The sequence below is a fragment of the Microbispora sp. ZYX-F-249 genome, from assembly GCF_039649665.1.
Lineage (GTDB): Bacteria > Actinomycetota > Actinomycetes > Streptosporangiales > Streptosporangiaceae > Microbispora > Microbispora maris.
The window spans coordinates 181,889-205,470 of the sequence record NZ_JBDJAW010000001.1; the positions used below are offsets into that span (position 1 = coordinate 181,889).

The following is a 23,582-nucleotide window of genomic DNA, read 5'->3' on the forward strand; positions in this document are numbered from 1 at the left end:
CCATCGGCGGCCGGATCATCTACACCTTCCCGTTGCGGGAGGGCCCAAGCCCAGAACTACTTCTCGCCGATCAACTACATTTCAGTGCTGAGCTTCGACGATCCCGACAGGGACATCGCCGAGCAGGCCCTGGCACGACTCCGCGCCGACCTGAACACCGGGTTGGACCACCTGCTTATGGCTCGTGCTCGGTCCATCAACCGAGCCAACGCGCTTCTGGCTCTCTACAAGGAACTGGCCCCGGATCTGAATCCGCTGGTCATCCACAGCAAGCTCACCGGCAGGCAAGCCAAGTCAGCTCTCGATGCACTACACCAGCGAGCCTGCCGCGCGGTCATCTGCGTAGGCATGCTTGGAGAGGGATTCGACCTCCCCCAGCTCAAGATCGCAGCACTGCACGACACCCACAAAAGCCTTGGAATCACCCTACAGTTCGTAGGCCGCTTCGCCCGGGTCTCGCCCTCGGCGGTCGGCGCAGCCACCGTAGTCGCATCCCGTTCCGACGCACCATTTGACGAGCGGCTTCGCCAGCTCTACGCCGAGGACGCCGACTGGAACCTCATCATCCGAGACTTGTCGGAAACAGCAGTCGATGAACAGGAGGACGTCAGCGCCTTCGAGGCAGGGTTCGGCTCCGGCCCCGAAGAGGTATCCATCAAGTCGGTGCTGCCGAAGATGAGTGCGGTCGCCTACAAGACCGATTGTGAAGACTGGGCGCCGACCAACGTCTACAACATCTTTCCCGAGGAGGCTCTGCTCACCTACCCAATCGCAGTGAACTCCCGGGACCATGTGTTGTGGTTCGTCACGGAGGAGCGCGACCCGGTTCAGTGGGGCCGCCTACCGGCGGTCGAAGAAGTCATCCACTCGCTATACGTCATGTACTGGGACAACGCCCGCGGTCTGCTGTACATCAACAGCACCAACAACGACAGCGTGCATGAAGATCTCGCTATGGCCGTCTGTGGCCAGACGGCGACGCGCATCTCCGGTAAGCAGGTCTACCGCGTCATGGGTGGTATCGATCGGCTCGTCCCCACCAACGTTGGTGTGCTGGATGTAAGAAACCACAACCGGCGTTTCTCTATGCATGTCGGAGCCGACGTAGCCGAAGGGTTCACCGACGCGGAGAAGCACACCAAGGCGCAGACCAACATCTTCGCCACAGGGTACGCCGCAGGCGTAAGAACCAGCATCGGCGCCTCCCTCAAGGGCCGAGTGTGGAGCCACCGCATCGCGGACTCTCTCAAACAATGGGTCGACTGGTGTGATGAAGTTGGGCAGAAACTGCTGGACAACAGCATCAACATCGCCCATGTCATGGACAACTTCATCCATCCAGAAGACCTGGAGGACTGGCCCGAACTCACCGTGCTGGCCGTTGAATGGCCCCTAGCCCTGCTGGCCCGCAACGAGGACACTTTGCAGCTGGCCTTCCGCGGGAGCTCCTACTCGTTCTTGGACGCTGAACTCGAGGTGACGCCGCACGTACCGACCGATGCGGTTCACTTCGCGATTCGCACGCCCGGTTGGAGAGTGCCCTACATGATCTCCATCGAGGAAGGGCAGATGCGCATCCGGTCGGCCGAGGACGACGAAGTGACAGTCGTGACCCCGCGTCGGGAGATGTCTGCGGCCGAGTTTTTCGGTCGCCGCGACAACGTTCTACAGGTCCTCTTCGAGAACGACACCCTGGTGTGCGCGCCTGCCAGGTTGCTGCATCCGGTTCGGGACATCCCGCCTTTCGACGCCTCCCGACTCCAGGTGCCCGACTGGACAGACATCGACATCAAAAAGGAGTCCCAGACAGAAGAGCGTCATGCCGATTCGATCCAGGCGCGAATGATTCAGCATGTCCTCGACCGAGGGCCCTGGGATGTCGTCATCGACGATGACGGGGCTGGAGAGGTCGCCGACATCGTCGCAATCCGCGAAACCGAACGTGATTTACACATTCTCTTCGTTCACTGCAAGTACTCCTCAGAGAGCACCCCCGGCGCCCGTGTGGAGGACCTCTACGAGGTATGCGGGCAGGCGAGCAAGTCGGCGAGCCATCGGCGCGACGTCACCAGCATGCTGACCAGCTTGATCAGGCGTGCGCGAAACAGGCAGAAGAGTAGATCCTTCAGCGGCCTTGAGCTGGGCAGCTTCGAGCGCCTCGTGCAGTTACGTGACACCGCCAGGACGCGTAAGCCCAAACTCACCGTAGCCATAGCGCAACCTGGCATGAGTAAATCGAGGGCCAGCCTCAAGCAGTTGGAGTTGCTCGCAAGCACGGAGGTCTACCTACGCGAGATCGCTGCGGCGCACTTCGAGGTGTACTGCAACAACTAATTCCGAGGATTCCTGGAAACGCGACCGAGGACGGCGGTGTTCGATCTCCCAGCCGCACCCTCTCGTAATCTGGACGAGAGGGTGCTCACTTGCCGTCGGCCGGGCTTGGTCACCACCGCTTTGGTCGCGGGCCACTCGATCGGATCAGTCCGGCCGCTGCAGCCGCCATCCACACAGCCCACTTACGCAGCCCTGTCGGGTAGTTGAGACTCGACTGCTCATGACTTAACTCAGTTCGCCAGCGAGGCCGGCCTTCTTTCCTCCCCCGACCTGTGCGGGTTTCGTGCGCGGTCCACTCGGGACGGACCCGGGATGCGCCGTTCGTTCAACTGCCGGGCGATACGGGGCTTAGCGTATGGGTCATGATTCGCGTGTTTCTCGTGGACGATCATGAGGTCGTACGGCGTGGGGTGGCGGCGTTACTGGACGCCGAGGACGACATCGAGGTCGTCGGCGAGGCGGGGACGGCGGAGTCGGCGGTGGCCCGCATCCCCGCGCTGAAGCCGGATGTGGCGGTGCTCGACGTGCGCCTGCCCGACGGCAGCGGGGTGGACGTGTGCCGTGAGGTCCGCTCGAAGGTGCCCGGTCTGGCCTGCCTGATGCTGACCTCCTACGCCGACGACGAGGCGCTGTTCAACGCGGTCATGGCCGGGGCGGCCGGTTATGTGCTCAAGCAGATCCACGGCTCGGATCTGGTCGGTGCGGTGCGTACGGTGGCCGGCGGGCAGTCGCTGCTGGACCCGCAGACCACGGCCGCCATGCTGCACCGGCTGCGCGACCAGGCCACCAGGAAGGACCCGCTGGCCGCGCTGTCGGACCAGGAGCGCCAGATCCTGGAGCTGATCGGCGAGGGCCTGACCAACCGCCAGATCGGCGAGCGGATGTTTCTGGCCGAGAAGACGGTCAAGAACTACGTGTCCAACCTGCTGAGCAAGCTCAGCATGCAGCGCCGCACCCAGGCCGCCGCCCTGGCCGCCCGCCTCAAAGCCGAACACCAGGAGTGACGAGGAGATCAGCCCAGCGGGACGCTCCACTCCAGGCGGGCGCCGCCGGCCTCAGGGGAGGTGAGAGTGAAGGCGCCGCCGAGCCGTTCGGGCCGGTCGGCGAGGTTCCGCGGGCCGCTGCGGCGGCCCTCGGCCGGGATGCCGACGCCGTTGTCCCCCACTACGAGGGTCAGCCGCCCGTCCCCGGCCTGGACGGCGGATCTGCCGGATGGTGGCAGGCCGAGCCCGTGCGGCCAATGCTCAATTCTGGCGATCTCCTCCTCGCTCAGCCCGACCGGGACGAACCGGACGAGGGTGTTCTCCTCGCCGATCACGCCCATCGCCCCGTAGGTGGCATCGACCAGCGTGGTCGCGGTCTGCACGATGCGCCGCAGGACGATCTCCAGGTCGAGGTCGCTGCCCACCGAGACGACGGCCTCCAGCAGTGCGTGCACCCGGCTGGACGGCGTACGCCACCGATTCGCTGTGCACCCGCTGGGGCGTGCCGGCCACCGGCGTCATCCTGGGCGGTCCCGAGTCATCCAACCGCATGCTGGGAATCAGCGAACCGGGCTCCTTCTCCGGTCATGGTGCGAAGTTTCACATCCAATACACGCCAGTGCCCACCCCCCAGGGAGCAGGGGGCGGGCACTGAAGCCGATGGGCGGTAGGTCTACTTGAGGATGGGGAGGCGGCGGACCAGCGGGGTTGCGGCCCAGATGCGGCCGAGGCCGAGGGTGTCGCCGGCGTGGGCGAGGGCCAGGCCGATCAGGACGATGGCGTAGACGATGTGCTCGTCCATGAAGGGGTTGGTGGTCAGCGGCAGTTCGGCGGCCCACATCATCAGCAGGAGCAGGCCTCCGGTGGCGGCGGCGATCCGCATCCCGATGCCGAGGACGAGGGCGGCGCCGATGCCAGCCAGGCCGATCATGAACAGCCAGTCGACCCAGGCCTGCCCGGCCAGGGTGTTGAACACCCCGCCGAAGGTGTGGTCGGCGGTGCCCTTCAAAAAGCCGGTGGTCGGGCTGCCGCCGTTGATCCACGCCTTGCCCGCAGGGGTGGCGAAGCCCCAGCCGAACAGCTTGTCCAGGAAGGCCCACAGGAACACCCAGCCGATCGCGATCCGGGCGGCGGCCCAGGCGTAGGGGGCGGGGCCGGGGCGAGTGGCGGGAATCGCCTCGCCGTGCGCGCGGGCGGCGGGGACGGTGATCGTGACGGGGGCGGCGGCGTGGAGGCGGTGGTTCCTCTGGTTGCGCCCTTCGGTGATGGCCATGACCGGCCCCTTTCAACGTCTTTGCGTCTTCTTCTCTTCGACACCTCAAGGAAACCGCGATCACCGGTCGGGCCACAGGAGCCGTACGGCATGCCGCGCTCGTCTCGAAGTCCCGTGATCGTGGGACTTTCGGTCCAAGTCCGGTCACATCAGGCTTTCAAGGCGGCGGCTGGCGTCCAGCCCTACGACTGGTGGCGACAGGTCCTGAGTCTCTACCCGCCCGGTCGTAGCAGAGGGAGGCTGCGATCGACAGTCCCCCATGAAGGAGGTCCGGCCATGACACGAGTGCTGATCGCCTATGGATCCAAGCGAGGCTCGACCGCGGAGATCGCAGGCTGGATTGGTGACACCCTACGCGGCCAGGGGATCGAGGCAGATGTCGCGGACGCTGGATCGGTCCGCGACGTGACGCCGTACGACGCGGTGGTGCTGGGCGGAGCACTGTATGCGGGACGCTGGCACAAGGACGCCCGGCGCTTCGCCCGGCGGCACGCCGCTGCCCTGTCCGGACGGCCGGTGTGGCTGTTCAGCAGCGGGCCGCTCGACCGGTCCGCGCAGGAGGCCGGGATCCCGCCAGTTCCCCAGGTGGCCCGGGCGTTGGACGCTCTCGGCGCACGCGGGCACCAGACATTCGGTGGACGGCTCGCTCGTGACACCGAGGGCTTCATCGCCTCGAAGATCGCCGAAAGGTCCGGAGGCGACTATCGCGATCCGGATGAGGTGCGTGCCTGGGCGCAAGATATCGCCGCGCACGTCGCGGCCACGAACCGGACGGAGGCCTGACGGGCGCCGCCGGGCACCCGGGTCCGGGGCCATGGATGAGCTGGGCGCAAGGTCCCGTGCGGCGGTGACCAGTGGCCCTGCAGTCCGCTCAGTGCAGGAGATCGAATGGGGGCGGACACAAGGAGGAGTCATGATCAAACCCGTCATCGTCGCCACCGACGGCTCACCTGCGGCGACCGCCGCGGTGGAGTGGGCCGCCGGCGACGCCGCACGCAAGGGCCTGCCGCTGCGCGTCGTGCACGCCGTCGACCGCCTGCCGTACGAGCTGGCCCGCTACCCCGTCCCCACTGATGACCAGCTCACCTGGGCAGGACGGCGCGTCCTGGAGGAAACCGAGCAAGCTGTCCGGGAGACCCACCCCGCTCTCCGCGTCACCACCGCCCTGCTGGAGGGCGAGCCGGTCAAGGTGCTGCGCCGGGAGGCCGCCCATGGTGCAGAAATCGTCATCGGCAGCAGAGGCCATGGCGGGTTCGCCGGCATGCTGCTCGGATCGGTCAGCACGCATCTCGCCGGCCAGGTCCCCGTCCCCCTCGTGGTGGTGCGGCCCGAATCGTCGGCCCCCCACGGTCTGATCGTGGTCGGCCTCGACGGCTCCGATGAGGCGGAGGCGGCGCTGACCTACGCGTTCGAGGAGGCGCGGCTGCGTAGCTGCCGCCTGCTCGGCCTGTACGCCTGGCAGCTTCCGGTGCACGCGTACGCACCGGAGATCGCCTACGACATCGACGAGGTGCGGCAGGCCCAGGAGCAGCACGTGGCCGCTGTGCTGGCGACCTACCGGCAGCGCTACCCCGACGTGGACGCCGAGATGCGCGCTGTGTGCGGGCACCCCGTCCCCGTGCTCGTCGAGGCAGGCGAGAAGGCCGATCTCCTCGTGGTCGGGTCCCGCGGACACGGTGCCATCGGCTCGGTGGTGCTCGGATCGGTGAGCCGGGCCGTCCTGCATCATGCGCGCTGCCCCGTCGCCGTCGTACGCCCTTCCACCACGGAAGAGTGAGGACGCCTACGACATCTCCGGATATGCCAGAAGGAGGCAGACGCCGCGCGGATCACGATCAGCGTGGTCTGGAACCGTGGCTTGCCGTCTGTCGGCGAACCTGCCCGTAAGCACGCTGATAACGCGTTGCCCTTGCTGGTGGCGATGGTGCTAGTCCGCCGTCATGAGACGCGCGGCGCCTTGAAACTGCTGCTGAAGCGCGTCGCGGACCGGCACACCGTCCCCCGTTTCGGCTGGTATGTGCTTGCGATCAGGATGCCGCCGGGTGTAACGGCGATTCCAACGCGGTGATGGTCATGCTGGGCCGGTCACTGCCGGGCCGCGGTTCGCGCTGGTCGAGGTCCCGCTGCTGTTCGCCGTGTTCCTCATAGCCGCCGCCTGCGAGGAGGCGGGCTGGACGGCGTACGCCCCCGATCCCGCTGTGCACCCGCTGGGGTGTTTGGACGTCGTCAACGTCCGTCAGTGAAGCAGGACGCGGCCACATGTGCGACCACCGGCTCGCCGTGAACAGCCCAGTACGCCTCACGGGCAGTTGCGCGGATGTGTTCCGGGCATGCGTTGGTGGCGGGGCGGATGGACACGTAGACGTGCACCATGCCGTCGACCTCCACCAGGCGCACGTCGTCCACCACGTCGGTGAACGCCTGCTGCAGGGCCTCTCGGACGGCGAGCCGTGCGATCGGACCCGTGGCCTCGTCTCGGTCCTTTCCGCCGCCCTGTCGCCGGGGGATCGGATGGGGTTCTGTGCTCAGAATCGTCATGACTCAACCGTCCCGCCGGCTGCCCCTGCGCGGGGAGGGCCGAAGGTCCCCGGTCCCCGCGACGGTCGTCGCTTCCGACACCCAGGCTTGGTCAGACGCTGTGGACGCCGTGCGCGGCGAACTGGGCGTGCACGCGTTCCAGCAGGGCCCGGTCCGGGGGCTTGACGTCAGCCAGGGGGAAGGTGAGCCCGAGCCGGGCGTACTTGCCGGCGGCCATGCGGTGGAAGGGCAGCACGTCGACCCGCTCGACGTTGCCGAGCATTGCGACGAACCGGGCCAGCCCTTCGACGTTCTCGATGTCGTCGGTGTGGCCGGGGACCAGGACGAACCGCACCCAGACCGGGCGGCCGAGGTCCGCGAGCCGGCGGGCGAAGCGCAGGGTCGGCTCCAGGCTTCCTCCCGTCAGTCGGCGGTAGCCCTCGGGGTCGGACGACTTGATGTCGAGCAGCACGAGATCGGTGTCGGCCAGCAGCGCGTCGCTCGCCCGATCGCCGAGAAAGCCGGAGGTGTCCAATGCGGCGTGCAGGCCGCTGTCGTGGCACCGGCGCAGCAACTCGCCGGTGAAGCGGGGCTGCAGCAGCGGCTCGCCACCGCTGACCGTCACCCCGCCGCCTGCGACGGAGATGAACCGCCGATAGCGGTCCACCTCGGTCATCACGTCGTCCACGGTGACCCGGCGGCCGTCGCGCATCCGCCAGGTCTCCGGGTTGTGGCAGTACAGGCAGCGCAGCGGGCAGCCGCAGGTGAACACCACGAAGCGGGTGCCGGGACCGTCCACGCCGACCGACAGGTCCCACGACTCGATGACGCCGGAGCCGGCCGCCGACTCGGTCTGGCAGAGCTCGGCGGCGGTGTCCCGCAGCAGGGGCTCGCGCATCACAGCCGCCCGTGGAAGGTGCGGTCGATGACGTCCTGCTGCTGTTCGCGGGTGAGCCGGACGAAGTTCACGGCGTAGCCGGAGACCCGGATGGTGAGCTGGGGGTACTTCTCGGGGTGGTCCATCGCGTCGATCAGCGTGGCCCGGTCGAGCACGTTGACGTTCATGTGGAAGCCGCCCGCGTCGAAGTAGCCGTCGAGCACGCCCACCAGGTCGGTCACCCGGTCCTCGGCCGTGCGGCCCAGCCCGTCCGGGGTGACCGTGCTGGTCAGCGAGATGCCGTCCCGTGCCTGTTCGTAGGGGAGCTTGGCCACCGACAGCGCCGAGGCGACCAGGCCGTGCCGGTCACGCCCGTTCATCGGGTTGGCGCCGGGGGCGAACGGCGTGCCGGCCCTGCGCCCGTCGGGCGTGTTGCCGGTGTGCTTGCCGTACACCACGTTGGAGGTGATGGTGAGCACCGACTGGGTGTGCTCGGCGCCCCGGTAGGACGGGTGGCGGCGGATCTTGTCCATGAACGAACTGACCAGGTCCACGGCGATCGCGTCGGCACGGTCGTCGTTGTTGCCGTACGCCGGGTAGTCGCCCTCGACCACGTAGTCCACGGCCAGCCCGCTCTCGTCACGCAGCACCCGGACGGTCGCGTGCTTGACGGCCGACAGGCTGTCGGCGGCCACCGACAGGCCCGCGATGCCGCAGGCGAGCGTGCGCTTGACGGGGTAGTCGTGCAGCGCCATCTCGATGCGCTCGTAGGCGTACTTGTCGTGCATGTAGTGGATGACGTTCAGCGCGTCCACGTACGTCTTCGCCAGCCAGTCCATCATCCGGTCGAACGCCGCCGCCACCTCCTCGTAGTCGAGCACGTCGCCGGTCAGCGCCGGGTAGGCGGGGCCGACCTGCTCGCCGCTGATCTCGTCCCGCCCGCCGTTGACGGCGTACAGCAGGGCCTTGGCGAGGTTGACCCGGGCGCCGAAGAACTGCATCTGCTTCCCGACGGGAGCGGCGGACACGCAGCAGGCGATGGCGGTGTCGTCGCCGTACGCCGGCCGCATCAGCTCGTCGCTCTCGTACTGGATCGAGCTGGTCTCGATGGACAGCCGGGCACAGAACCGCTTGAACGGCTCGGGCAGCCGGGGCGACCAGAACACCGTGAGGTTCGGCTCCGGGGCCGGGCCGAGGTTGCGCAGCGTCTGCAGGTAGCGGTAGCTGGTGCGGGTAACCAACGGCCTGCCGTCGGCGCCGACGCCGCCGATCGACTCGGTCACCCAGGTCGGGTCCCCCGAGAACAGCTGGTCGTACTCGGGGGTGCGCAGGAAGCGGACGATGCGCAGCTTGATGACGAAATCGTCGACGAGCTCCTGGGCCTGCTGCTCGGTGAGCCGGCCCTCGGCGAGGTCCCGCTCCAAGTAGACGTCCACGAAGGTGGAGGTGCGGCCCAGGGACATCGCGGCGCCGTTCTGTTCCTTGACGGCGGCCAGGTAGGCGAAATACAGCCACTGGATGGCCTCGCGTGCCGTGCCGGCCGGGCGGGAGATGTCGTGACCGTAGGAGGCGGCCATCTGCTTCAGTTCGTCCAGCGCGCGGATCTGCTCGGCGAGCTCCTCCCGGTCGCGGATCACCGCGTCTGTGGAGAAGTCCCCGTCCAGCGACCGCAGTTCGGCTCGCTTGGCCTCGATCAGCCGGTCCACGCCGTACAGCGCGACGCGCCGGTAGTCGCCGATGATGCGCCCCCGGCCGTACGCGTCGGGCAGCCCGGTGATGATCCCCGCGCGGCGGGCCGCCCGGATCTCGGGAGTGTAGGCGTCGAAGACGCCGTCGTTGTGCGTCTTGCGGTACTTGGTGAAGATCTCCTTGACCCGGGGGTCGAGCGTGTACCCGTAGGCTGCCAGGCCGTTCTCGACCATCCGCAGTCCGCCGGCGGGCATGATCGCCCGCTTCAGCGGGGCGTCGGTCTGCAGGCCGACGATGAGCTCACGGCTGGGGTCGATGTAGCCGGGCCGGTGCGCGGTGATCGAGGAGGGCGTGGCGGTGTCGATGTCGTACACGCCGCGCCGCCGCTCCTCTCCGAACAGGTCCGATACCTCCGCCCACACAGCGCGGGTCCGCTCGGTGGGGCCGGCCAGGAACGACTCGTCGCCCTCGTATGGGGTGTAGTTGGCCTGGATGAAGTCGCGCACGTCCACCTGCCTGCGCCAGGTCGTGCCGCGGAAACCGCGCCACGCCACGTCCCCGGCAGCCTGTTCCCGGACCGCTGTGACTGTCATCGGTACCCCCTTCGTCGGTGTCCGCTTCCACTCTCACGCGCCGCCCCGTTCGGCTCCGCGCGCGGAGGTCATCGATCAGCGGGACCAAAGTCATCGGCGATGTGCGGGCCGGAGGGGCAATGGGAAAGGGCGGGGAGCGCATGGCTCCCCGCCCGCCTCGTACGGCCTCGGTGGTGTGCGAGGGCCTTGCCTCGCGGTCAGTGCTGAACGACGATCCTGCGGTCGGCCGTCTTGTGCTCCTCCTCCAGGCCGACCGTGACCTCCAGGACTCCGTCTCGGTAGGCGGCCGTCACGTCCTGTTCCCTGGCCGTCGGGGGAAGCGTGACCGAGCGGGAGAACGCGCCGTAGGTGATCTCGGAGCGGCGCGGTTCCTTGGCCTCCTTGGTCTTCTCGGCCCGGATGTTGAGCACGCCGTGCCCGACGGTGACCTCCAGATCCTTGTCGGGGTCGATGCCCGGCAGCTCCGCCCGCAGCACGTACCGGCCGTCCGCGACGAAGTCCTCCACTCGGATGATCTGGCCGAACGGCCGGAATCCGTAGACCGGGCTCTCCAGCAGCTCCAGCAGTTCCGGGAAGAAGAGCCGGCCCGGACTCCGCTCCATCAGGGTCATCGTGACCTCCTTGTCTCGATGCCGACGCACCAAGCACACACCTGCTGCGGCCTACGGGGCAGAGCAGAACGTCCCAGCCGCAGGGCCTCACACCACCGGCCGCCCTCGGGCCATAGGTCTCGGCCCGGCGGGACCTTCAGCGCTGCAAACCCCGGCAGGACAAGGTGTCCTATGTAAGGAGCATGCGAAATGAAGGAGAACAACATGATCCTGGTAGGCGTCGACGGTTCGCATGCCGCGCTGGAAGCCGCCGCATGGGCGGCCCGGGAAGCCGATCTGCGCGGCGTCCCGCTCCGGGTGGCCAACGCCATCCCCGCCTGGGCCGCCTCCGGCACCGGACTGGGCCGATACGCGAAGATCGCGGCCTGGATGCGCGACGGCGCCGCCGCCACGCTTGCCGCCGCCCTGGAACGGGTCCGCGCGGAGGCACCCCGGATTACGGTGGACACCGCGATCCTGGCCGGCGACCCCCGCCCGGTGCTCATCGAGGCATCCACAGGGGCGGATCTGCTGGTCATCGGCAACCACGGCCTTGGTGGGTTCCGCGGGTTACTGCTCGGCTCGGTCGCGCAGGGCGTGGCCGGGCACGCCCCATGCGACGTGGTCGTGGTACGGGAGCCTTCCGAGGCCCCGCGAGGAGAGGTGGTCGCGGGCATCGACGGATCACCCGCTTCCGCGCGCGTGCTCGACTTCGCCTTCGCGGAGGCGGCGCTGCGCGGTGTCGGCCTGCGGGTCGTGCACGCCTACAGCCCTCTGGACGCGGGCCGCGGCTTGGCGCCGGTGCCCGACGACTTCGACGACGAAAAGACGCAGGTGCGGATGGTCGCCGAGGCCCTCGCCGGACGGCGGGAGCTGTACCCGGACCTGCAGGTCACCGAGTGGGTCATCCGGTGCCACCCCGTGGAGGCGCTGCTGCAGGCGTCGCAGGGCGCGGACCTGCTGGTCGTCGGCTCTCACGGCCACGGGGAGTTCAGCGGTCTGCTCCTCGGCTCGGTCAGTCAGGCGTTGCTCCACTACGCGACGGTTCCCGTGGCCGTTGTCCGCGCCAGCCGATGAGGCAGTGGTTCCTCTCCCTGCAACATGACCCTGCATACAACGCGCGGTGTGCTTCTGGAGCGCAATGTGTTATGTCCGAGATTCGGGGGTAACGAGTAATCTTCTGCGCAATGCCAGGGGAACCAAGATCCCTGGCGTCCTCACCGTCTCCAACGAGAGGGTGAGGACGGAAGATCCTCTCCCCCCGGAGGAATGGAATGACAGTCGGCACGGCAGCCTCCCAGGAGATGCGAAAGGGCGGCCGGACGACCGCGTTGATACTGGCGACCGCGGGGCTCGCGGTGAGCTTCTGGGCGTGGGCGCTGCTCAGCCCGCTCAGCTCGACGTACAAGGAACTGCTGCGGCTCACCCCGTTCGAGGCGTCGATCCTGGTCGCCGTCCCGGTCATCGTCGGCTCCCTCGGCCGGATCGTGCTCGGCGCGCTGACCGACAGGTACGGCGGGCGGCTGATGTTCGCGGTGGCGAGCATGCTCGGCGTGATCCCGGTGGTCTTCCTGGCCTTCGCCGAGAGCTACCCGGCGCTGCTGATCGGCGGGTTCGTGCTCGGCCTGACGGGGGCGACCTTCGCCATCGGCGTGCCGTTCGTCAACGCGTGGTTCCCGCCGGAGCGCCGGGGCCTGGCCCTGGGGCTCTTCGGAATGGGTAACATCGGCACCGCGATCTCCGGTTTCGCCACTCCCTGGCTAGCCGACCGGTACGGCCGAGCCGTTCCGTTCTTCGTGGTCGCCGCCGCGCTGGTGGTCGTCGGGCTGGCATTCCTGGCGTTCGGCCGGGAGGCGCCCGGCACCCGTCGCGCGACCGAGCCGTTCCTCGCCAGGTTCCTGGCCGCGGGGCGGTTGCGCGTCACCCGCGAACTGGCCGCGATGTACGCGCTGACCTTCGGCGGGTTCGTCGCATTCGGCGCCTACCTGCCGCTGTATCTGAAGGCGGTCTACGGTCTGTCCACGGCGGACGCCGCGGCACGGGCGGCCGGTTTCGTCGTGCTGGCCACGCTGGCCCGCCCGGTCGGCGGCTGGCTGGCCGACCGCTTCGGCGGCGAGATCGTGCTGGCCGGCGCGCTGGCCGTCGCGGTGGTGTGCGCGGTCGCCGTGTCGTTCGCGCCGCCGATGCCGCCGGCGACGGCCGGCTTCCTGGCCATGGCCGCCGCGCTCGGCCTGGGCAACGGCGCGATCTTCGCGCTGCTCGGGCGGGCGGTGCCGGGCAACATGATCGGCAGCGCCACCGGCGTGGTCGGCGCGGTCGGCGGCCTCGGCGGCTTCCTGCCGCCCATCGTCATGGGCCTCATCTACCAGTCCACCGGTTCGTACGCCATCGGACTCATGCTGCTGGCGGCCGTCGCGGCGGCGGCGCTGGTCTACTGCTGGTTCGTCCTGCGGCCGTCCCGGACCGCCCGCCTGACCCAGGAAGAGGGAATTTGATGTCGAGAATCGACGGGCCGCTCAGCGACGCCCTGCTGGGGCTGGGCCGGCACCTGCGCCGGGGCGAGGTGTCGCCGGACCTGCGCACCCTCCACCAGATTGGCGGGCGCCAGGGGGACGTGTTCTATCGGGACCGGTGGAGCCACGACAAGGTGGTCCGCTCCACGCACGGGGTGAACTGCACCGGTTCGTGCTCCTGGAAGGTGTACGTCAAGGACGGCATCATCACCTGGGAGGCCCAGCAGACCGACTATCCCAGCGTGGGGGACGACCGGCCCGAGTACGAGCCGCGCGGCTGCCCCCGCGGCGCGGCCTTCTCCTGGTACACCTACTCGCCGACCCGGGTGCGTTACCCGTACGCCAGGGGCGTGCTGGTGGAGATGTACCGCGAGGCGAAGGCGCGGCTGGGCGACCCGGTGGCCGCCTGGGCGGAGATCACCGGCGACCCGGTCAAGCGGGCCCGCTACCAGGAGGTGCGCGGCCGGGGCGGGCTGGTCCGGGTCTCCTGGGAGGAGGCGGCCGAGATCGTGGCCGCCGCGCACGTGCACACGATCAAGACGTACGGTCCGGACCGGGTGGCCGGCTTCTCCCCGATCCCGGCCATGTCGATGGTCTCGCACGCCGTCGGCGCCCGGTTCGTCTCGCTGCTCGGCGGCACGATGCTGTCGTTCTACGACTGGTACGCCGACCTTCCTGTGGCCTCGCCGCAGGTGTTCGGCGACCAGACCGACGTGCCGGAGTCGGCCGACTGGTGGGACGCCGCCTACCTGATGCTGTGGGGTTCCAACGTCCCGGTCACCCGCACCCCGGACGCCCACTACATGGCCGAGGCCCGCTACCGGGGGCAGAAGGTCGTGGTGCTGGCCCCCGACTACAACGACGCGGCCAAGTTCGCCGACGAGTGGCTGGCCCCGCACCCCGGCACCGACGGCGCGCTGGCCATGGCCATGGGCCACGTGATCCTCAAGGAGTTCTTCGTCGAGCGGGACACCCCCCGCTTCACCGACTACGTCAAGCGCTACACCGACCTGCCCTTCCTGGTGCGGCTGCGCGAGCACGACGGCGGGTACGTGCCGGACAAGTTCCTCACTTCGGCAGACCTGGGCGAGGAGGGCGAGGAGGCGGCGTTCAAGACCGTGCTGCTCGACTCCCGGGACGGCGAGCCGGTGGTGCCCGGCGGGTCGCTCGGCTTCCGGTTCTCCGCGGAGGGCGAGGGCCGCTGGAACCTCGACCTCGGCGAGGTGGACCCGGTGCTCACCCTGCTCGGATTCGGGGAGGCGGCCGAGGTGGCGCTGCCCCGGTTCGACGACAGGTTCGACGACCCCGGCGCGGGGGTGATGCGGCGCGGCGTGCCCGCCCGCCGGGTCGGCGGCCACCTGGTGACCACGGTCTTCGACCTGATGCTCGCGCAGTACGGCGTGGCCCGCGACGGGCTGCCGGGGGAGTGGCCGTCCGGCTACGACGACCCGGCCGAGCCGTACACCCCGGCCTGGCAGGAGCCGATCACCTCGGTGCCCGCGCAGGCGGCGGCCAGGATCGCCCGCGAGTTCGCCCGCAACGCCGAGGAGTCCGGCGGCCGGTCGATGATCATCCTCGGGGCGGGGACCAACCACTGGTTCCACTCCGACACGATGTACCGGTCGTTCCTCGCCCTGGTCACGCTGACCGGCTGCCAGGGCGTCAACGGCGGCGGCTGGGCGCACTACGTCGGCCAGGAGAAGTGCCGTCCCGTCACCGGCTGGGCGCAGATGGCCTTCGGGCTCGACTGGGTCCGCCCGCCGCGCCAGATGATCGGCACCGCGTACTGGTACCTGCACACGAACCAGTGGCGCTACGACGAGCACACCGCGGACACGGTCGCCTCGCCGACCGGCGGCGGGACCTTCGTCGGCAGGACCAGCGCCGACCTGCTCGCGCAGTCCGCCCGGATGGGCTGGATGCCGTCCTATCCCACCTTCGACCGCAACCCCCTCGACCTGGCCGACGAGGCCGAACTGGCCGGCCAGGAGGTCGCGCCGTACATCGTGGACCAGGTGAGCTCGCGGAACCTCGGCTTCGCCTGCGAGGACCCGGACGCGCCGGAGAACTGGCCGCGGGTGCTCACCGTGTGGCGGGCCAACCTGCTCGGCTCCTCGGCCAAGGGCAACGAGTTCTTCCTGCGCCACCTGCTCGGCACCGGCAACGCCGTACGAGCCGAGGAGAACGGCCCCGACCGGCGGCCGGAGGACGTGACCTGGCGGGACGAGGCGCCCAAGGGCAAGCTCGACCTGCTGCTGTCGCTCGACTTCCGGATGACCTCGACCACGCTGTTCTCCGACATCGTGCTCCCCGCGGCCACGTGGTATGAGAAGCACGACCTGTCGTCGACCGACATGCACCCGTTCGTGCACGCGTTCACCCCGGCCATCGACCCGCCGTGGCAGACCCGCACCGACTTCGCCGCCTTCCACGCCATCGCCCGGGCGTTCAGCGCGCTCGCCCGCGAGCACCTCGGCGTACGCCGGGACGTGGTGGCCGTGCCGCTGCTGCACGACACGCCGGACGAGCTGGCCAGCCCGCACGGCCGGGTCCGCGACTGGCGGGAGACCGGCGAGGAGCCGGTGCCCGGCCGTACGTTCCCCAAGATCGTGGTGGTGGAGCGGGACTACGGCGCGGTCGCCGACAAGCTGGCCGCGCTCGGCCCGCTCGCCGAGCGCTTGGGCGCCACGACCAAGGGCGTCACGTTCGACGTGGCGGCGGAGGTCGAGCGGCTGGGCAGGGTGAACGGGACCGTGCGCGGGGGAGCGGCCGACGGCCGGCCCTCGCTCGCCACCGACGTCGCGATGTGCGAGACGATCCTCGCGCTGTCGGGCACTACCAACGGGCGGCTGGCCGCGCAGGGCTTCGCCGCGGTGGCCCGCCGCACCGGGACGGACATGGACGGCCTGGCCGACGAGCACCGGCGGATCACCTTCGCCGACACGCAGGCGCGGCCGACACCGGTGATCACCTCGCCGGAGTGGTCGGGCAGCGAGACCGGCGGGCGGCGCTACTCCGCCTTCACCATCAACGTCGAGCACCGCAAGCCCTGGCACACCCTCACCGGACGCCAGCACTTCTACCTCGACCACGACTGGATGCAGGAGGCGGGGGAGGCGCTGCCCGTCTACCGGCCGCCGCTCAACACCGCTGCCCTCGCGGCGGGAGCGGACGGGGAGGGCATCGTCGTGCGCTACCTGACCCCGCACTCCAAGTGGTCCATCCACTCCGAGTACCAGGACAACCTGCTCATGCTGACGCTGTCGCGGGGCGGGCCGACGATCTGGATGAGCCCGGACGACGCCGCGCGGGCCGGGATCCACGACAACGACTGGGTCGAGGCGGTCAACCGCAACGGCGTGGTCGTGGCGAGGGCCGTGGTCTCGCACCGCATGCCCGCCGGGACGGTGTACATGTACCACGCACAGGAACGGGTGGTGGACGTGCCGAAGAGCGAGACCTCGGGGCGCCGCGGCGGGATCCACAACAGCCTCACCCGGCTGCTGATCAAGCCGACTCATCTGATCGGCGGATACGCGCAGCTCAGCTTCGCGTTCAACTATCTCGGGCCGACGGGCCACCAGCGCGACGAGGTCACGGTGATCCGCCGCCGCGCCCAGGAGGTGGACTACTGATGACACGCGTGATGGCTCAGCTCGCGATGGTGATGAACCTGGACAAGTGCATCGGCTGCCACACCTGCTCGGTCACCTGCAAGCAGGCGTGGACCAACCGGGCTGGCACCGAGTACGTCTGGTTCAACAACGTCGAGACGCGGCCCGGCCAGGGCTACCCCCGCACGTACGAGGACCAGGAGAAGTGGCGGGGCGGCTGGGAGCTCAACAGGCGTGGGCGGCTCCAGCTCAAGGCCGGCGGACGGCTCAGGAAGCTGACCACGATCTTCGCCAACCCGCTGATGCCGTCCATCGGCGACTACTACGAGCCCTGGACGTACGACTACGACCGGCTGTTCTCCGCGCCGGTCACCGAGGACACCCCGGTGGCCCGGCCCCGGTCGCTGATCACCGGTGAGCCGACGAAGATCAGGTGGAGCGCCAACTGGGACGACGACCTGGCCGGCGCGCCCGAGCTGGCCCCCGCCGACCCGGTGCTGAAGAAGGTGTCCGACCAGGTCAAGCTGGAGTTCGAGCGCGCCTTCATGTTCTACCTGCCGCGCATCTGCGAGCACTGCCTCAACCCGTCGTGCGTGGCCTCCTGCCCGTCCGGCGCGATGTACAAGCGGGCCGAGGACGGCATCGTGCTGGTCGACCAGGACCGCTGCCGGGGCTGGCGGATGTGCGTCACCGGCTGCCCGTACAAGAAGGTGTACTTCAACCACCGCACCGGCAAGGCCGAGAAGTGCACGTTCTGCTATCCCCGGGTCGAGGTCGGCATCCCGACCGTGTGCTCAGAGACCTGCGTCGGCCGGCTGCGCTACATCGGGCTCGTTCTCTACGACGCCGACCGCGTCGCAGAGGCCGCCTCGGTCAAGGACGAGAAGGCCCTGTACGAGGCGCAGAAGAGCGTCATGCTCGACCCCCACGATCCCGAGGTGATCGCCGCCGCGCGGGCCGCCGGCATCCCCGAGGACTGGCTGGAGGCGGCCAGGAACTCCCCGATCCACAAGCTGATCTTCGACTACGGCGTGGCGCTGCCGCTGCATCCGGAGTACCGGACGATGCCGATGGTCTGGTACATCCCGCCGCTGTCGCCCGTGGTCGACGTGCTGCGCGAGACCGGCCACGACGGCGAGCAGGCCGGCAACCTGTTCGGCGCCATCGACGCGCTGCGCATCCCGATCGGCTACCTCGCCGAGCTGTTCACCGCCGGCGACCCCGAGCCCGTACGCGCCGTGCTGCGCAAGCTGGCCGCGATGCGGTCGTACATGCGGGGGATCAACCTCGCCGGGGAGCGCGACGAGTCGATCCCCGCCGCCGTGGGACTGAAGGGCGACCAGATCGAGGAGATGTACCGGCTGCTGGCCATCGCCCCCTACGGCGAGCGGTACGTCATCCCCAAGGCGCACGCCGAGGAGGGCGCCCGGCTGGAGGAGCTGGCGACCGGGTGCAGCCTCGACTACGACGGCGGCCCCGGCATGGGCGGCCCGTTCGGCGAGGCGTCCGGCCTGCCCGCCCCGGTCGCGGTGGAGAACTTCCACGCGCTGAAGGAACGCCAGGAGGCCGACGACCTGGACCGGGCGAGCGAGCTGCGCGGCCGGGTCAACCTGCTCAATTGGGACGGCAAGGGGACTCCGGATGGGCTGTTCCCCAAGCGGAAGGACAAGTCGTGACCGATCGTGCGGTGCATCTGACGGCCTCGGTGCTGCTGTCGTATCCGGACGAGCGGCTGATCGAGGCGCTGCCGGTGCTGAACGCCACGGTGGCGGGACTCGGGCCGGGCGAGCCGGCCAGGCGGCTGGCCGCCTTCCTCGACCACGTGGCCGCCACCCCGCTGCCGGAGCTGGCCGAGCACTACGTGGCCACGTTCGACCTCAAACGCCGCTGCTGCCCGTACCTGACCTATTACACGTACGGTGACACGCGGCGGCGCGGGATGGCGCTGCTGCGGTTCAAGCAGGCCTACCAGGCGGCCGGGTTCGAGGTCGCCGACGAGCTGCCCGACCACCTGGGGGTGGTGTGCGAGCTGTCTGGCCGGGGCGCCACCGAGCAGGCGGTGCGGCTGCTGCGCGAGCACCGGGCCGGTCTGGAGACGCTGCTGCGCGCGCTGAGCGAGGAGGGCTCGCCGTACGCCGAGGTCGTGGCGGCGGTGCTGGCCACGCTGCCGCCGCCGACCGAGCGGGAGCGCCAGGCCGCGCTGCGGCTGGCCGAGGAGGGACCGCCGGCCGAGGAGGTCGGCCTGGAGCCGTACGGGCATGAGGCTTTCATCCCGGTGCAGGCTGGGATGCCGGGAGGATCGCGGTGAACGCGCTCGACGTGACGCTGTGGATGGTCGCTCCCTACGTGGCCTTGACGATCTTCGTGCTCGGGCACGTCTGGCGCTACCGCTACGACAAGTTCGGCTGGACGACCCGCTCCTCCCAGATGTACGAATCCAGGCTGCTGCGGATCGGCAGCCCGCTGTTCCACTTCGGCATCCTGGTCGTCGCGCTCGGCCACGTGGGCGGCCTGGTGATCCCCAAGACCTGGACCGAGGCGGTGGGGGTGAGCGAGCACACCTACCACCTGACGGCGGTCGTGCTCGGCACGATCGCGGGCATCTGCACGGTCGCCGGCCTGGCGATCCTCGTCTACCGCCGCCGCACGGTCGGCCCGGTCTTCACCGCAACCACCCGCAACGACAAGCTGATGTACGCGGTGCTCGCCCTGACGATCGCGCTCGGGCTGGCCGCCACCGTCATGGCCAACATCGTCGGCGGCGGCTACGACTACCGCACGACGATCTCGCCGTGGTTCCGGTCGGTCTTCTACCTCCAGCCGGAGGGGGAGCTGATGGCAGGCGCGCCGATCCTGTTCAAGCTGCACGCGCTGAGCGCGCTGGTCCTGTTCTCCGTCTGGCCGTTCACCCGGCTGGTGCACATGCTGACGGCGCCCGTCGGCTACCTGACCAGGCCGTACATCGTGTACCGCAGCCGCGACGACCAGCGCGGCTCCCGCCCGCCGCGCCGCGGCTGGGAGCCCGCCGGCCGCCCCTGACCATCAGAAACGACTACCGGCAGGGCCCGGCTGCACGGCAGCCTAACGGCGGCTGAAGGGTGTTCGACCAGCCGTATGGCCGTGGGTTCGCTCACCATCGCCGGGCCCGGCGCTGGCGAGCGCCGGGCCCGGGGTAACCCTCACCGAAGCGTTGTCGTCCTCTTCCCACTGCAGGTGGTCGATCACGTCCACCACGCCGTTGACGCCGCGCGCCAGCCGGGTGGCCGTCAGCGCGTCGCTGTGCCAGTGCAGGCGACCGGTCAGCGTCACGACGCCCTGGTCGACTGTCACGGTCACCATGGCCAGGTCGCGGAACAGGGAACGGCCGAACGTGTCGATCGTGATATCGCGGGCGATGTCGGCGTCCGGACGCGTGAAGACCCGCAGCAGGTCGTGCCGGCCGATCATTCCCTCGAGTGTGCCGTCCTCCCCGACGACGGGCAGGTGCGTGACGCCGTGCTGGTCCATGAGACGGATGGCGAACACCACCGCCGTTCCCGGGCCGATGTGACGGCCGGGGACGTCATCAGCTCGGCGGCCGTGTCACCGCGCGACTTCTCGCGCCAGCCGCGCCCCATCCGGCCGAACAGGCGCCGCAGCCGGGCGCGCAGCGGCAGCCGGTAGCCCTCGCGAGGGTACTGATCCTTGAACTCCTCCTTGAGCAGCAGGTCCGCATCCGTGACGACGCCGATGATCCGGTCGTCGGCGTCGACCACGGGCACGGCGCCCAGGTCCGCGGCGATCAGCACCTGGGCGACGGTCTTGAACGGCGTGTCCCTCTCCGCCACAGGGACGTCGCGAGCCATGACCTGGGCGACCTTCACACGCATCTGTTCCTCCTCGTGGCACCTCCCCCATCCCATCGCCGCCACTCCACGCAGGCGGAGAGGCGGAAGGCCTTCGGGCGGGGGCTGTTGCGCCTCTGTCTCCCGGCACTTACGCCTCTACGGCCGCTTCGTGCCGGAACGAACGATGGCGGCACAGGCAACGCTGAGGAGGATCACCATAAGGATCGGTATCAATGGATTCGGCAGATCGGCAGGGCTGCGCTGCGCCGCGCGCTGCCCATGGGCATCGAGGTCATCGCGATCAACGACCTCGCGGACGCGGCGACCCTCGCCCATCTGCTCAGGTTCGACTCCACGCACGGCCCCTTGGGCGTGCCGGTGACCGCGAGCGCCTCCTCCATGGACGTGAACAACCGAAGCATCCCAGTCACCGCTCACAGTGATCCGGCGTACATCGACTGGGCCAGCCATGGCACCGATCTGGCGATCGAGCTACCGGCAGGTTCCGCACCCGGGACGACGCGGCCCGCCACTCAAGGGCGGCGCCCGCGTTCCGGTCGAGGACGGCTCGCTCACCGACCTCGCCGTGGTGCTCCCGCCCCGCGGGGGTGCAGGAGGTCGACCGGGCCTTCACCGACGCCGACGACCGTCCCGTCGCGGTGCGGTGGCCCGTCGCGTGGGGGTGCAGGGACCTTGGGCCACTGATCCGGACGGTACTTCGGCCCACGACGGTGGCCCGTCCGGCTCTGCCGGCGCAGACGCCGCGGGAGGACGCTGGAAGCCCCCAGTGGAGAGGAGAAGGCAATGCGTGCAGCGGTGGTCACCCGATTCGACGGCCCGATCGAGATCCGCGACCTTCCGGTCCCGGAGCTGCGACCTGACCAGGTGCTGGTCCGTGTCGAGGCCAGCGGGCTGTGCCACACCGACATCCACGCCGCCCGCGGAGACTGGCCGGTCAAGCCGGCTCTGCCGTTCACGCCCGGGCATGAGGGCATCGGCGTGATCGAGCAGGTCGGCGCCGGCGTGACCGGCCGGGCCGTCGGGGAGCGGGTCGCAGTCCCGTGGCTCGGGCATGCCTGCGGTACGTGCGACTACTGCGTGAGCGGCCGGGAGACGCTCTGCGAGTCCCAGCTGAACACGGGCTACAGTCTGAACGGCTGCCACGCCGAATACGTCGCGGCCTATGCCAGCCACGTTGTCCCCGTGCCCGAAGCCGTGAGCTCGTTCGACGCCGCTCCCCTGACTTGTGCGGGGGTGACAACGTATAAGGCCATCAAGGTGTCCGGGCTCCGCCCGGCCGAGCGTGCGGCGATCTTCGGCATCGGCGGGCTGGGGCATCTGGCGCAACAGTACGCGCAGATCTTCGGTGCCGAGACCGTCGCGGTCGACGTGACGGGCGAAAAGCTCCTCCTCGCCGGTGAACTCGGCGCCACTCACGTCGTGAACGCCGCGGCCGACGACCCGGTGCGAGTGATTCGCGACCTTGGCGGTGCCGACGTGGCCGTCGTCCTGGCGGCCGACCCGCGCGTCCTGCAGCAGGCGCACGCGTCGCTGCGTCGCGGGGGGCGCCTGGTGCTGGTCTCGCTGCCCCGAGACAACGCGATGAGCCTGCCCATCTTCGAGACGGTACTGGGCGGCATCAGCGTGATCGGGTCCATCGTCGGCACTCGCGCCGACCTCGCCGAGGTCTTCCGCCTGCACGCCGCGGGCCGCACGACGGTCAAGTACGAGACCCGCAAACTGGACGACATCAACCAGTCCTTCGAGGACATCCTCGCCGGCCGGATCCCCGCCCGGCTGGTCTTCGAACTGTGAGACGATCATGACCTCTGTGGCTTCCCGGCCCGCCCCTGCCGCCTCACCGGCATGGGCCGGCCGGGCCGTCGGCGTCTGGCTACGGCTGTCGGTTACGGCGGCGCTCCTGGCCGCCGCAGGCAACATCTACGCGCTGCTCGACCTGGAAGGCATCTACGGCAGAGAGACGAGCGCCTTCGTCAACCAGGCGATAGCCCAGGACGCCGTCAATCTCGCCGTGGTCTCACCGGCGATCGCCGTATTCGCCTTCCTCGCCCGCCGGGGCTCGCTCCGCGCGTACCTGATGTGGCTCGGCGCCGTGGCCTTCATCATCTACAACTACGTCATCTACACGTTGTCGGTCCACGTCGGGCCGCTTTTCCTGGTCTGGGTCGCTGTCCTCGGGCTGTCCGCGTTCTCCCTCATTGGCGGCCTGAGGGCACTCGACGGACAAGCGGTCGCGGCGCGGTTCGACCGGGCGCCAAGACGGCCGGCGGGATGGCTCCTCGTCATCGTGGCCACGCTGTTCACGCTGCTGTGGCTGAAGGAGATCGTGCCCGCGATCCTGGCCGGCCGCCTTCCCGGGAGCGTGAGCGAGCTGGCCCTGCCGTCCAGCCCGGTGCACGTGCTCGACCTGTCGTTCTTCCTGCCCGCCGCCTTCGTTACCGGAGTACTGCTCCTCCGGGACCGGCCATGGGCCTACACGGCCGCGCCCGGCCTGCTGGTCTTCTTCGCGCTGACCGGACTACCGATCATGGTTACGCCCTTCGTCGCGCAAGCCCGCGGCGACGAACCCGCGTGGGCCGTACTTCCACCCATCTTGGCGATTACCATCGCCTGCCTCGCCGTCCTGGCCGGCCTGATGCGGCCACTCCCCAGAGGGAGAGGCCCCTCCGATTAAGGTCCCGGTCTCGCGAGCCGCCTCACCAGCATTCGGCAGCGTGGGCCGAAGGTCCCCCAGCGGGATGCCTTTGGCCT

Annotated in this window: 21 protein-coding genes and 1 pseudogene; 14 read left to right on the top strand and 8 right to left on the bottom strand. The window is 69.4% G+C overall.

What is annotated here, in order from left to right:
• The first annotated feature begins 84 nt into the window (after window positions 1-84).
• Window positions 85-2,334: a DEAD/DEAH box helicase gene (locus tag AAH991_RS00790; protein ID WP_346223987.1), complete on the top strand. Its 2,250-nt coding sequence runs from the start codon at window positions 85-87 to the stop codon at window positions 2,332-2,334.
• A gap of 362 nt (window positions 2,335-2,696) precedes the next feature.
• A complete protein-coding gene (locus AAH991_RS00795) occupies window positions 2,697-3,338 on the top strand; it encodes a response regulator transcription factor (protein ID WP_346223988.1) in 642 nt (213 codons plus the stop codon).
• A gap of 215 nt (window positions 3,339-3,553) precedes the next feature.
• Here the strand turns inward: AAH991_RS00795 and AAH991_RS00800 are convergent.
• A pseudogene (locus tag AAH991_RS00800) lies at window positions 3,554-3,775 on the bottom strand (histidine kinase); the annotation flags it as partial.
• Between the two features lie 215 nt (window positions 3,776-3,990).
• Window positions 3,991-4,590, bottom strand: coding sequence for a hypothetical protein (locus tag AAH991_RS00805; protein ID WP_346223989.1), 600 nt, complete (start codon window positions 4,588-4,590; stop codon window positions 3,991-3,993).
• Window positions 4,591-4,866: 276 nt separating this feature from the next.
• On the opposite strand from AAH991_RS00805, the gene AAH991_RS00810 reads away from it, so the two are divergent.
• The 3 genes from AAH991_RS00810 (at window position 4,867) to AAH991_RS00820 (ending at window position 6,658) form a co-directional block, all read left to right on the top strand.
• A complete protein-coding gene (locus AAH991_RS00810; protein ID WP_346223990.1) occupies window positions 4,867-5,373 on the top strand; it encodes a flavodoxin domain-containing protein in 507 nt (168 codons plus the stop codon).
• A 130-nt stretch (window positions 5,374-5,503) separates the two neighbouring features.
• Window positions 5,504-6,367: a universal stress protein gene (locus AAH991_RS00815; RefSeq protein WP_346223991.1), complete on the top strand. Its 864-nt coding sequence runs from the start codon at window positions 5,504-5,506 to the stop codon at window positions 6,365-6,367.
• Between the two features lie 63 nt (window positions 6,368-6,430).
• Window positions 6,431-6,658, top strand: a complete 228-nt coding sequence (locus tag AAH991_RS00820) for a hypothetical protein (RefSeq protein ID WP_346223992.1) — start codon at window positions 6,431-6,433, stop codon at window positions 6,656-6,658.
• A 158-nt stretch (window positions 6,659-6,816) separates the two neighbouring features.
• Here AAH991_RS00820 and AAH991_RS00825 read toward each other — a convergent pair whose 3' ends face one another.
• The 4 genes from AAH991_RS00825 to AAH991_RS00840 all read right to left on the bottom strand — a co-directional run bounded on the left by AAH991_RS00825 (window position 6,817) and on the right by AAH991_RS00840 (window position 10,877).
• Window positions 6,817-7,128, bottom strand: a complete 312-nt coding sequence (locus AAH991_RS00825) for a hypothetical protein (protein WP_346223993.1) — start codon at window positions 7,126-7,128, stop codon at window positions 6,817-6,819.
• Window positions 7,129-7,219: 91 nt separating this feature from the next.
• Window positions 7,220-8,005 carry a pyruvate formate-lyase-activating protein gene (gene pflA / locus AAH991_RS00830; RefSeq protein ID WP_346223994.1) on the bottom strand — a complete coding sequence of 262 codons (786 nt, stop codon included), beginning with the start codon at window positions 8,003-8,005 and terminating at the stop codon, window positions 7,220-7,222.
• Entirely contained in the window at window positions 8,005-10,266 is a 2,262-nt protein-coding gene (gene pflB, locus AAH991_RS00835; protein WP_346223995.1) for a formate C-acetyltransferase, read from the bottom strand. Before pflB ends, pflA begins: the two co-directional genes overlap by 1 nt.
• A 197-nt stretch (window positions 10,267-10,463) precedes the next feature.
• Window positions 10,464-10,877 carry an Hsp20/alpha crystallin family protein gene (locus AAH991_RS00840; protein ID WP_346223996.1) on the bottom strand — a complete coding sequence of 138 codons (414 nt, stop codon included), beginning with the start codon at window positions 10,875-10,877 and terminating at the stop codon, window positions 10,464-10,466.
• Between the two features lie 189 nt (window positions 10,878-11,066).
• Between AAH991_RS00840 and AAH991_RS00845 the strand changes: the two genes are divergently transcribed.
• From AAH991_RS00845 to narI, 6 genes are all read left to right on the top strand, one after another.
• Window positions 11,067-11,933 (top strand): universal stress protein, encoded by an 867-nt coding sequence (locus tag AAH991_RS00845; protein WP_346223997.1) that lies wholly within the window; start codon window positions 11,067-11,069, stop codon window positions 11,931-11,933.
• A 197-nt stretch (window positions 11,934-12,130) separates the two neighbouring features.
• Window positions 12,131-13,351: an MFS transporter gene (locus tag AAH991_RS00850; protein ID WP_346223998.1), complete on the top strand. Its 1,221-nt coding sequence runs from the start codon at window positions 12,131-12,133 to the stop codon at window positions 13,349-13,351.
• The gene (locus AAH991_RS00855; RefSeq protein ID WP_346223999.1) at window positions 13,351-17,004 is read left to right on the top strand and encodes a nitrate reductase subunit alpha; all 3,654 of its coding nucleotides are present in this window, start codon (window positions 13,351-13,353) and stop codon (window positions 17,002-17,004) included. Before AAH991_RS00850 ends, AAH991_RS00855 begins: the two co-directional genes overlap by 1 nt.
• Window positions 17,004-18,659, top strand: a complete 1,656-nt coding sequence (gene narH, locus AAH991_RS00860; RefSeq protein ID WP_346224000.1) for a nitrate reductase subunit beta — start codon at window positions 17,004-17,006, stop codon at window positions 18,657-18,659. Before AAH991_RS00855 ends, narH begins: the two co-directional genes overlap by 1 nt.
• Window positions 18,656-19,291 carry a nitrate reductase molybdenum cofactor assembly chaperone gene (gene narJ, locus AAH991_RS00865; protein ID WP_346224001.1) on the top strand — a complete coding sequence of 212 codons (636 nt, stop codon included), beginning with the start codon at window positions 18,656-18,658 and terminating at the stop codon, window positions 19,289-19,291. The genes narH and narJ overlap by 4 nt, the downstream gene beginning before the upstream one ends.
• Window positions 19,288-20,022, top strand: coding sequence for a respiratory nitrate reductase subunit gamma (gene narI, locus AAH991_RS00870; protein WP_346224002.1), 735 nt, complete (start codon window positions 19,288-19,290; stop codon window positions 20,020-20,022). The genes narJ and narI overlap by 4 nt, the downstream gene beginning before the upstream one ends.
• Window positions 20,023-20,064: 42 nt before the next feature.
• Here the strand turns inward: narI and AAH991_RS00875 are convergent, their stop codons facing one another.
• Both AAH991_RS00875 and AAH991_RS00880 read right to left on the bottom strand, forming a co-directional pair.
• Window positions 20,065-20,490 carry a BON domain-containing protein gene (locus AAH991_RS00875; RefSeq protein ID WP_346224003.1) on the bottom strand — a complete coding sequence of 142 codons (426 nt, stop codon included), beginning with the start codon at window positions 20,488-20,490 and terminating at the stop codon, window positions 20,065-20,067.
• Window positions 20,427-20,852 (bottom strand): CBS domain-containing protein, encoded by a 426-nt coding sequence (locus AAH991_RS00880; RefSeq protein ID WP_346224004.1) that lies wholly within the window; start codon window positions 20,850-20,852, stop codon window positions 20,427-20,429. The genes AAH991_RS00875 and AAH991_RS00880 overlap by 64 nt, the downstream gene beginning before the upstream one ends.
• 237 nt (window positions 20,853-21,089) lie before the next feature.
• On the opposite strand from AAH991_RS00880, the gene AAH991_RS40425 reads away from it, so the two are divergent.
• The 3 genes from AAH991_RS40425 (at window position 21,090) to AAH991_RS00895 (ending at window position 23,505) form a co-directional block, all read left to right on the top strand.
• A complete protein-coding gene (locus tag AAH991_RS40425; RefSeq protein WP_428833921.1) occupies window positions 21,090-21,515 on the top strand; it encodes a glyceraldehyde 3-phosphate dehydrogenase NAD-binding domain-containing protein in 426 nt (141 codons plus the stop codon).
• 99 nt (window positions 21,516-21,614) lie between these two features.
• On the top strand, window positions 21,615-22,625 hold the full coding sequence (locus tag AAH991_RS00890; protein ID WP_346224006.1) for a zinc-dependent alcohol dehydrogenase: 1,011 nt from the start codon (window positions 21,615-21,617) through the stop codon (window positions 22,623-22,625).
• A 7-nt stretch (window positions 22,626-22,632) separates the two neighbouring features.
• Window positions 22,633-23,505, top strand: a complete 873-nt coding sequence (locus tag AAH991_RS00895; RefSeq protein WP_346224007.1) for a hypothetical protein — start codon at window positions 22,633-22,635, stop codon at window positions 23,503-23,505.
• The last annotated feature ends 77 nt before the right edge of the window (window positions 23,506-23,582 follow it).

Excerpts from the sequence above, each read along its gene's own strand:
- AAH991_RS00795 (WP_346223988.1), top strand. The coding sequence starts at position 2,697 with ATGATTCGCGTGTTTCTCGTGGACGATCATGAGGTCGTACGGCGTGGG.
- AAH991_RS00825 (WP_346223993.1), bottom strand. The coding sequence starts at position 7,128 with ATGACGATTCTGAGCACAGAACCCCATCCGATCCCCCGGCGACAGGGC.
- pflB (WP_346223995.1), bottom strand. The coding sequence starts at position 10,266 with ATGACAGTCACAGCGGTCCGGGAACAGGCTGCCGGGGACGTGGCGTGG.
- AAH991_RS00850 (WP_346223998.1), top strand. The coding sequence starts at position 12,131 with ATGACAGTCGGCACGGCAGCCTCCCAGGAGATGCGAAAGGGCGGCCGG.
- AAH991_RS00815 (WP_346223991.1), top strand. The coding sequence starts at position 5,504 with ATGATCAAACCCGTCATCGTCGCCACCGACGGCTCACCTGCGGCGACC.
- AAH991_RS40425 (WP_428833921.1), top strand. The coding sequence starts at position 21,090 with ATGGGCATCGAGGTCATCGCGATCAACGACCTCGCGGACGCGGCGACC.
- AAH991_RS00845 (WP_346223997.1), top strand. The coding sequence starts at position 11,067 with ATGAAGGAGAACAACATGATCCTGGTAGGCGTCGACGGTTCGCATGCC.
- narH (WP_346224000.1), top strand. The coding sequence starts at position 17,004 with ATGACACGCGTGATGGCTCAGCTCGCGATGGTGATGAACCTGGACAAG.
- AAH991_RS00875 (WP_346224003.1), bottom strand. The coding sequence starts at position 20,490 with ATGGACCAGCACGGCGTCACGCACCTGCCCGTCGTCGGGGAGGACGGC.
- AAH991_RS00840 (WP_346223996.1), bottom strand. The coding sequence starts at position 10,877 with ATGACCCTGATGGAGCGGAGTCCGGGCCGGCTCTTCTTCCCGGAACTG.
- AAH991_RS00805 (WP_346223989.1), bottom strand. The coding sequence starts at position 4,590 with ATGGCCATCACCGAAGGGCGCAACCAGAGGAACCACCGCCTCCACGCC.
- AAH991_RS00895 (WP_346224007.1), top strand. The coding sequence starts at position 22,633 with ATGACCTCTGTGGCTTCCCGGCCCGCCCCTGCCGCCTCACCGGCATGG.
- AAH991_RS00880 (WP_346224004.1), bottom strand. The coding sequence starts at position 20,852 with ATGCGTGTGAAGGTCGCCCAGGTCATGGCTCGCGACGTCCCTGTGGCG.
- AAH991_RS00855 (WP_346223999.1), top strand. The coding sequence starts at position 13,351 with ATGTCGAGAATCGACGGGCCGCTCAGCGACGCCCTGCTGGGGCTGGGC.
- pflA (WP_346223994.1), bottom strand. The coding sequence starts at position 8,005 with ATGCGCGAGCCCCTGCTGCGGGACACCGCCGCCGAGCTCTGCCAGACC.
- AAH991_RS00810 (WP_346223990.1), top strand. The coding sequence starts at position 4,867 with ATGACACGAGTGCTGATCGCCTATGGATCCAAGCGAGGCTCGACCGCG.
- AAH991_RS00890 (WP_346224006.1), top strand. The coding sequence starts at position 21,615 with ATGCGTGCAGCGGTGGTCACCCGATTCGACGGCCCGATCGAGATCCGC.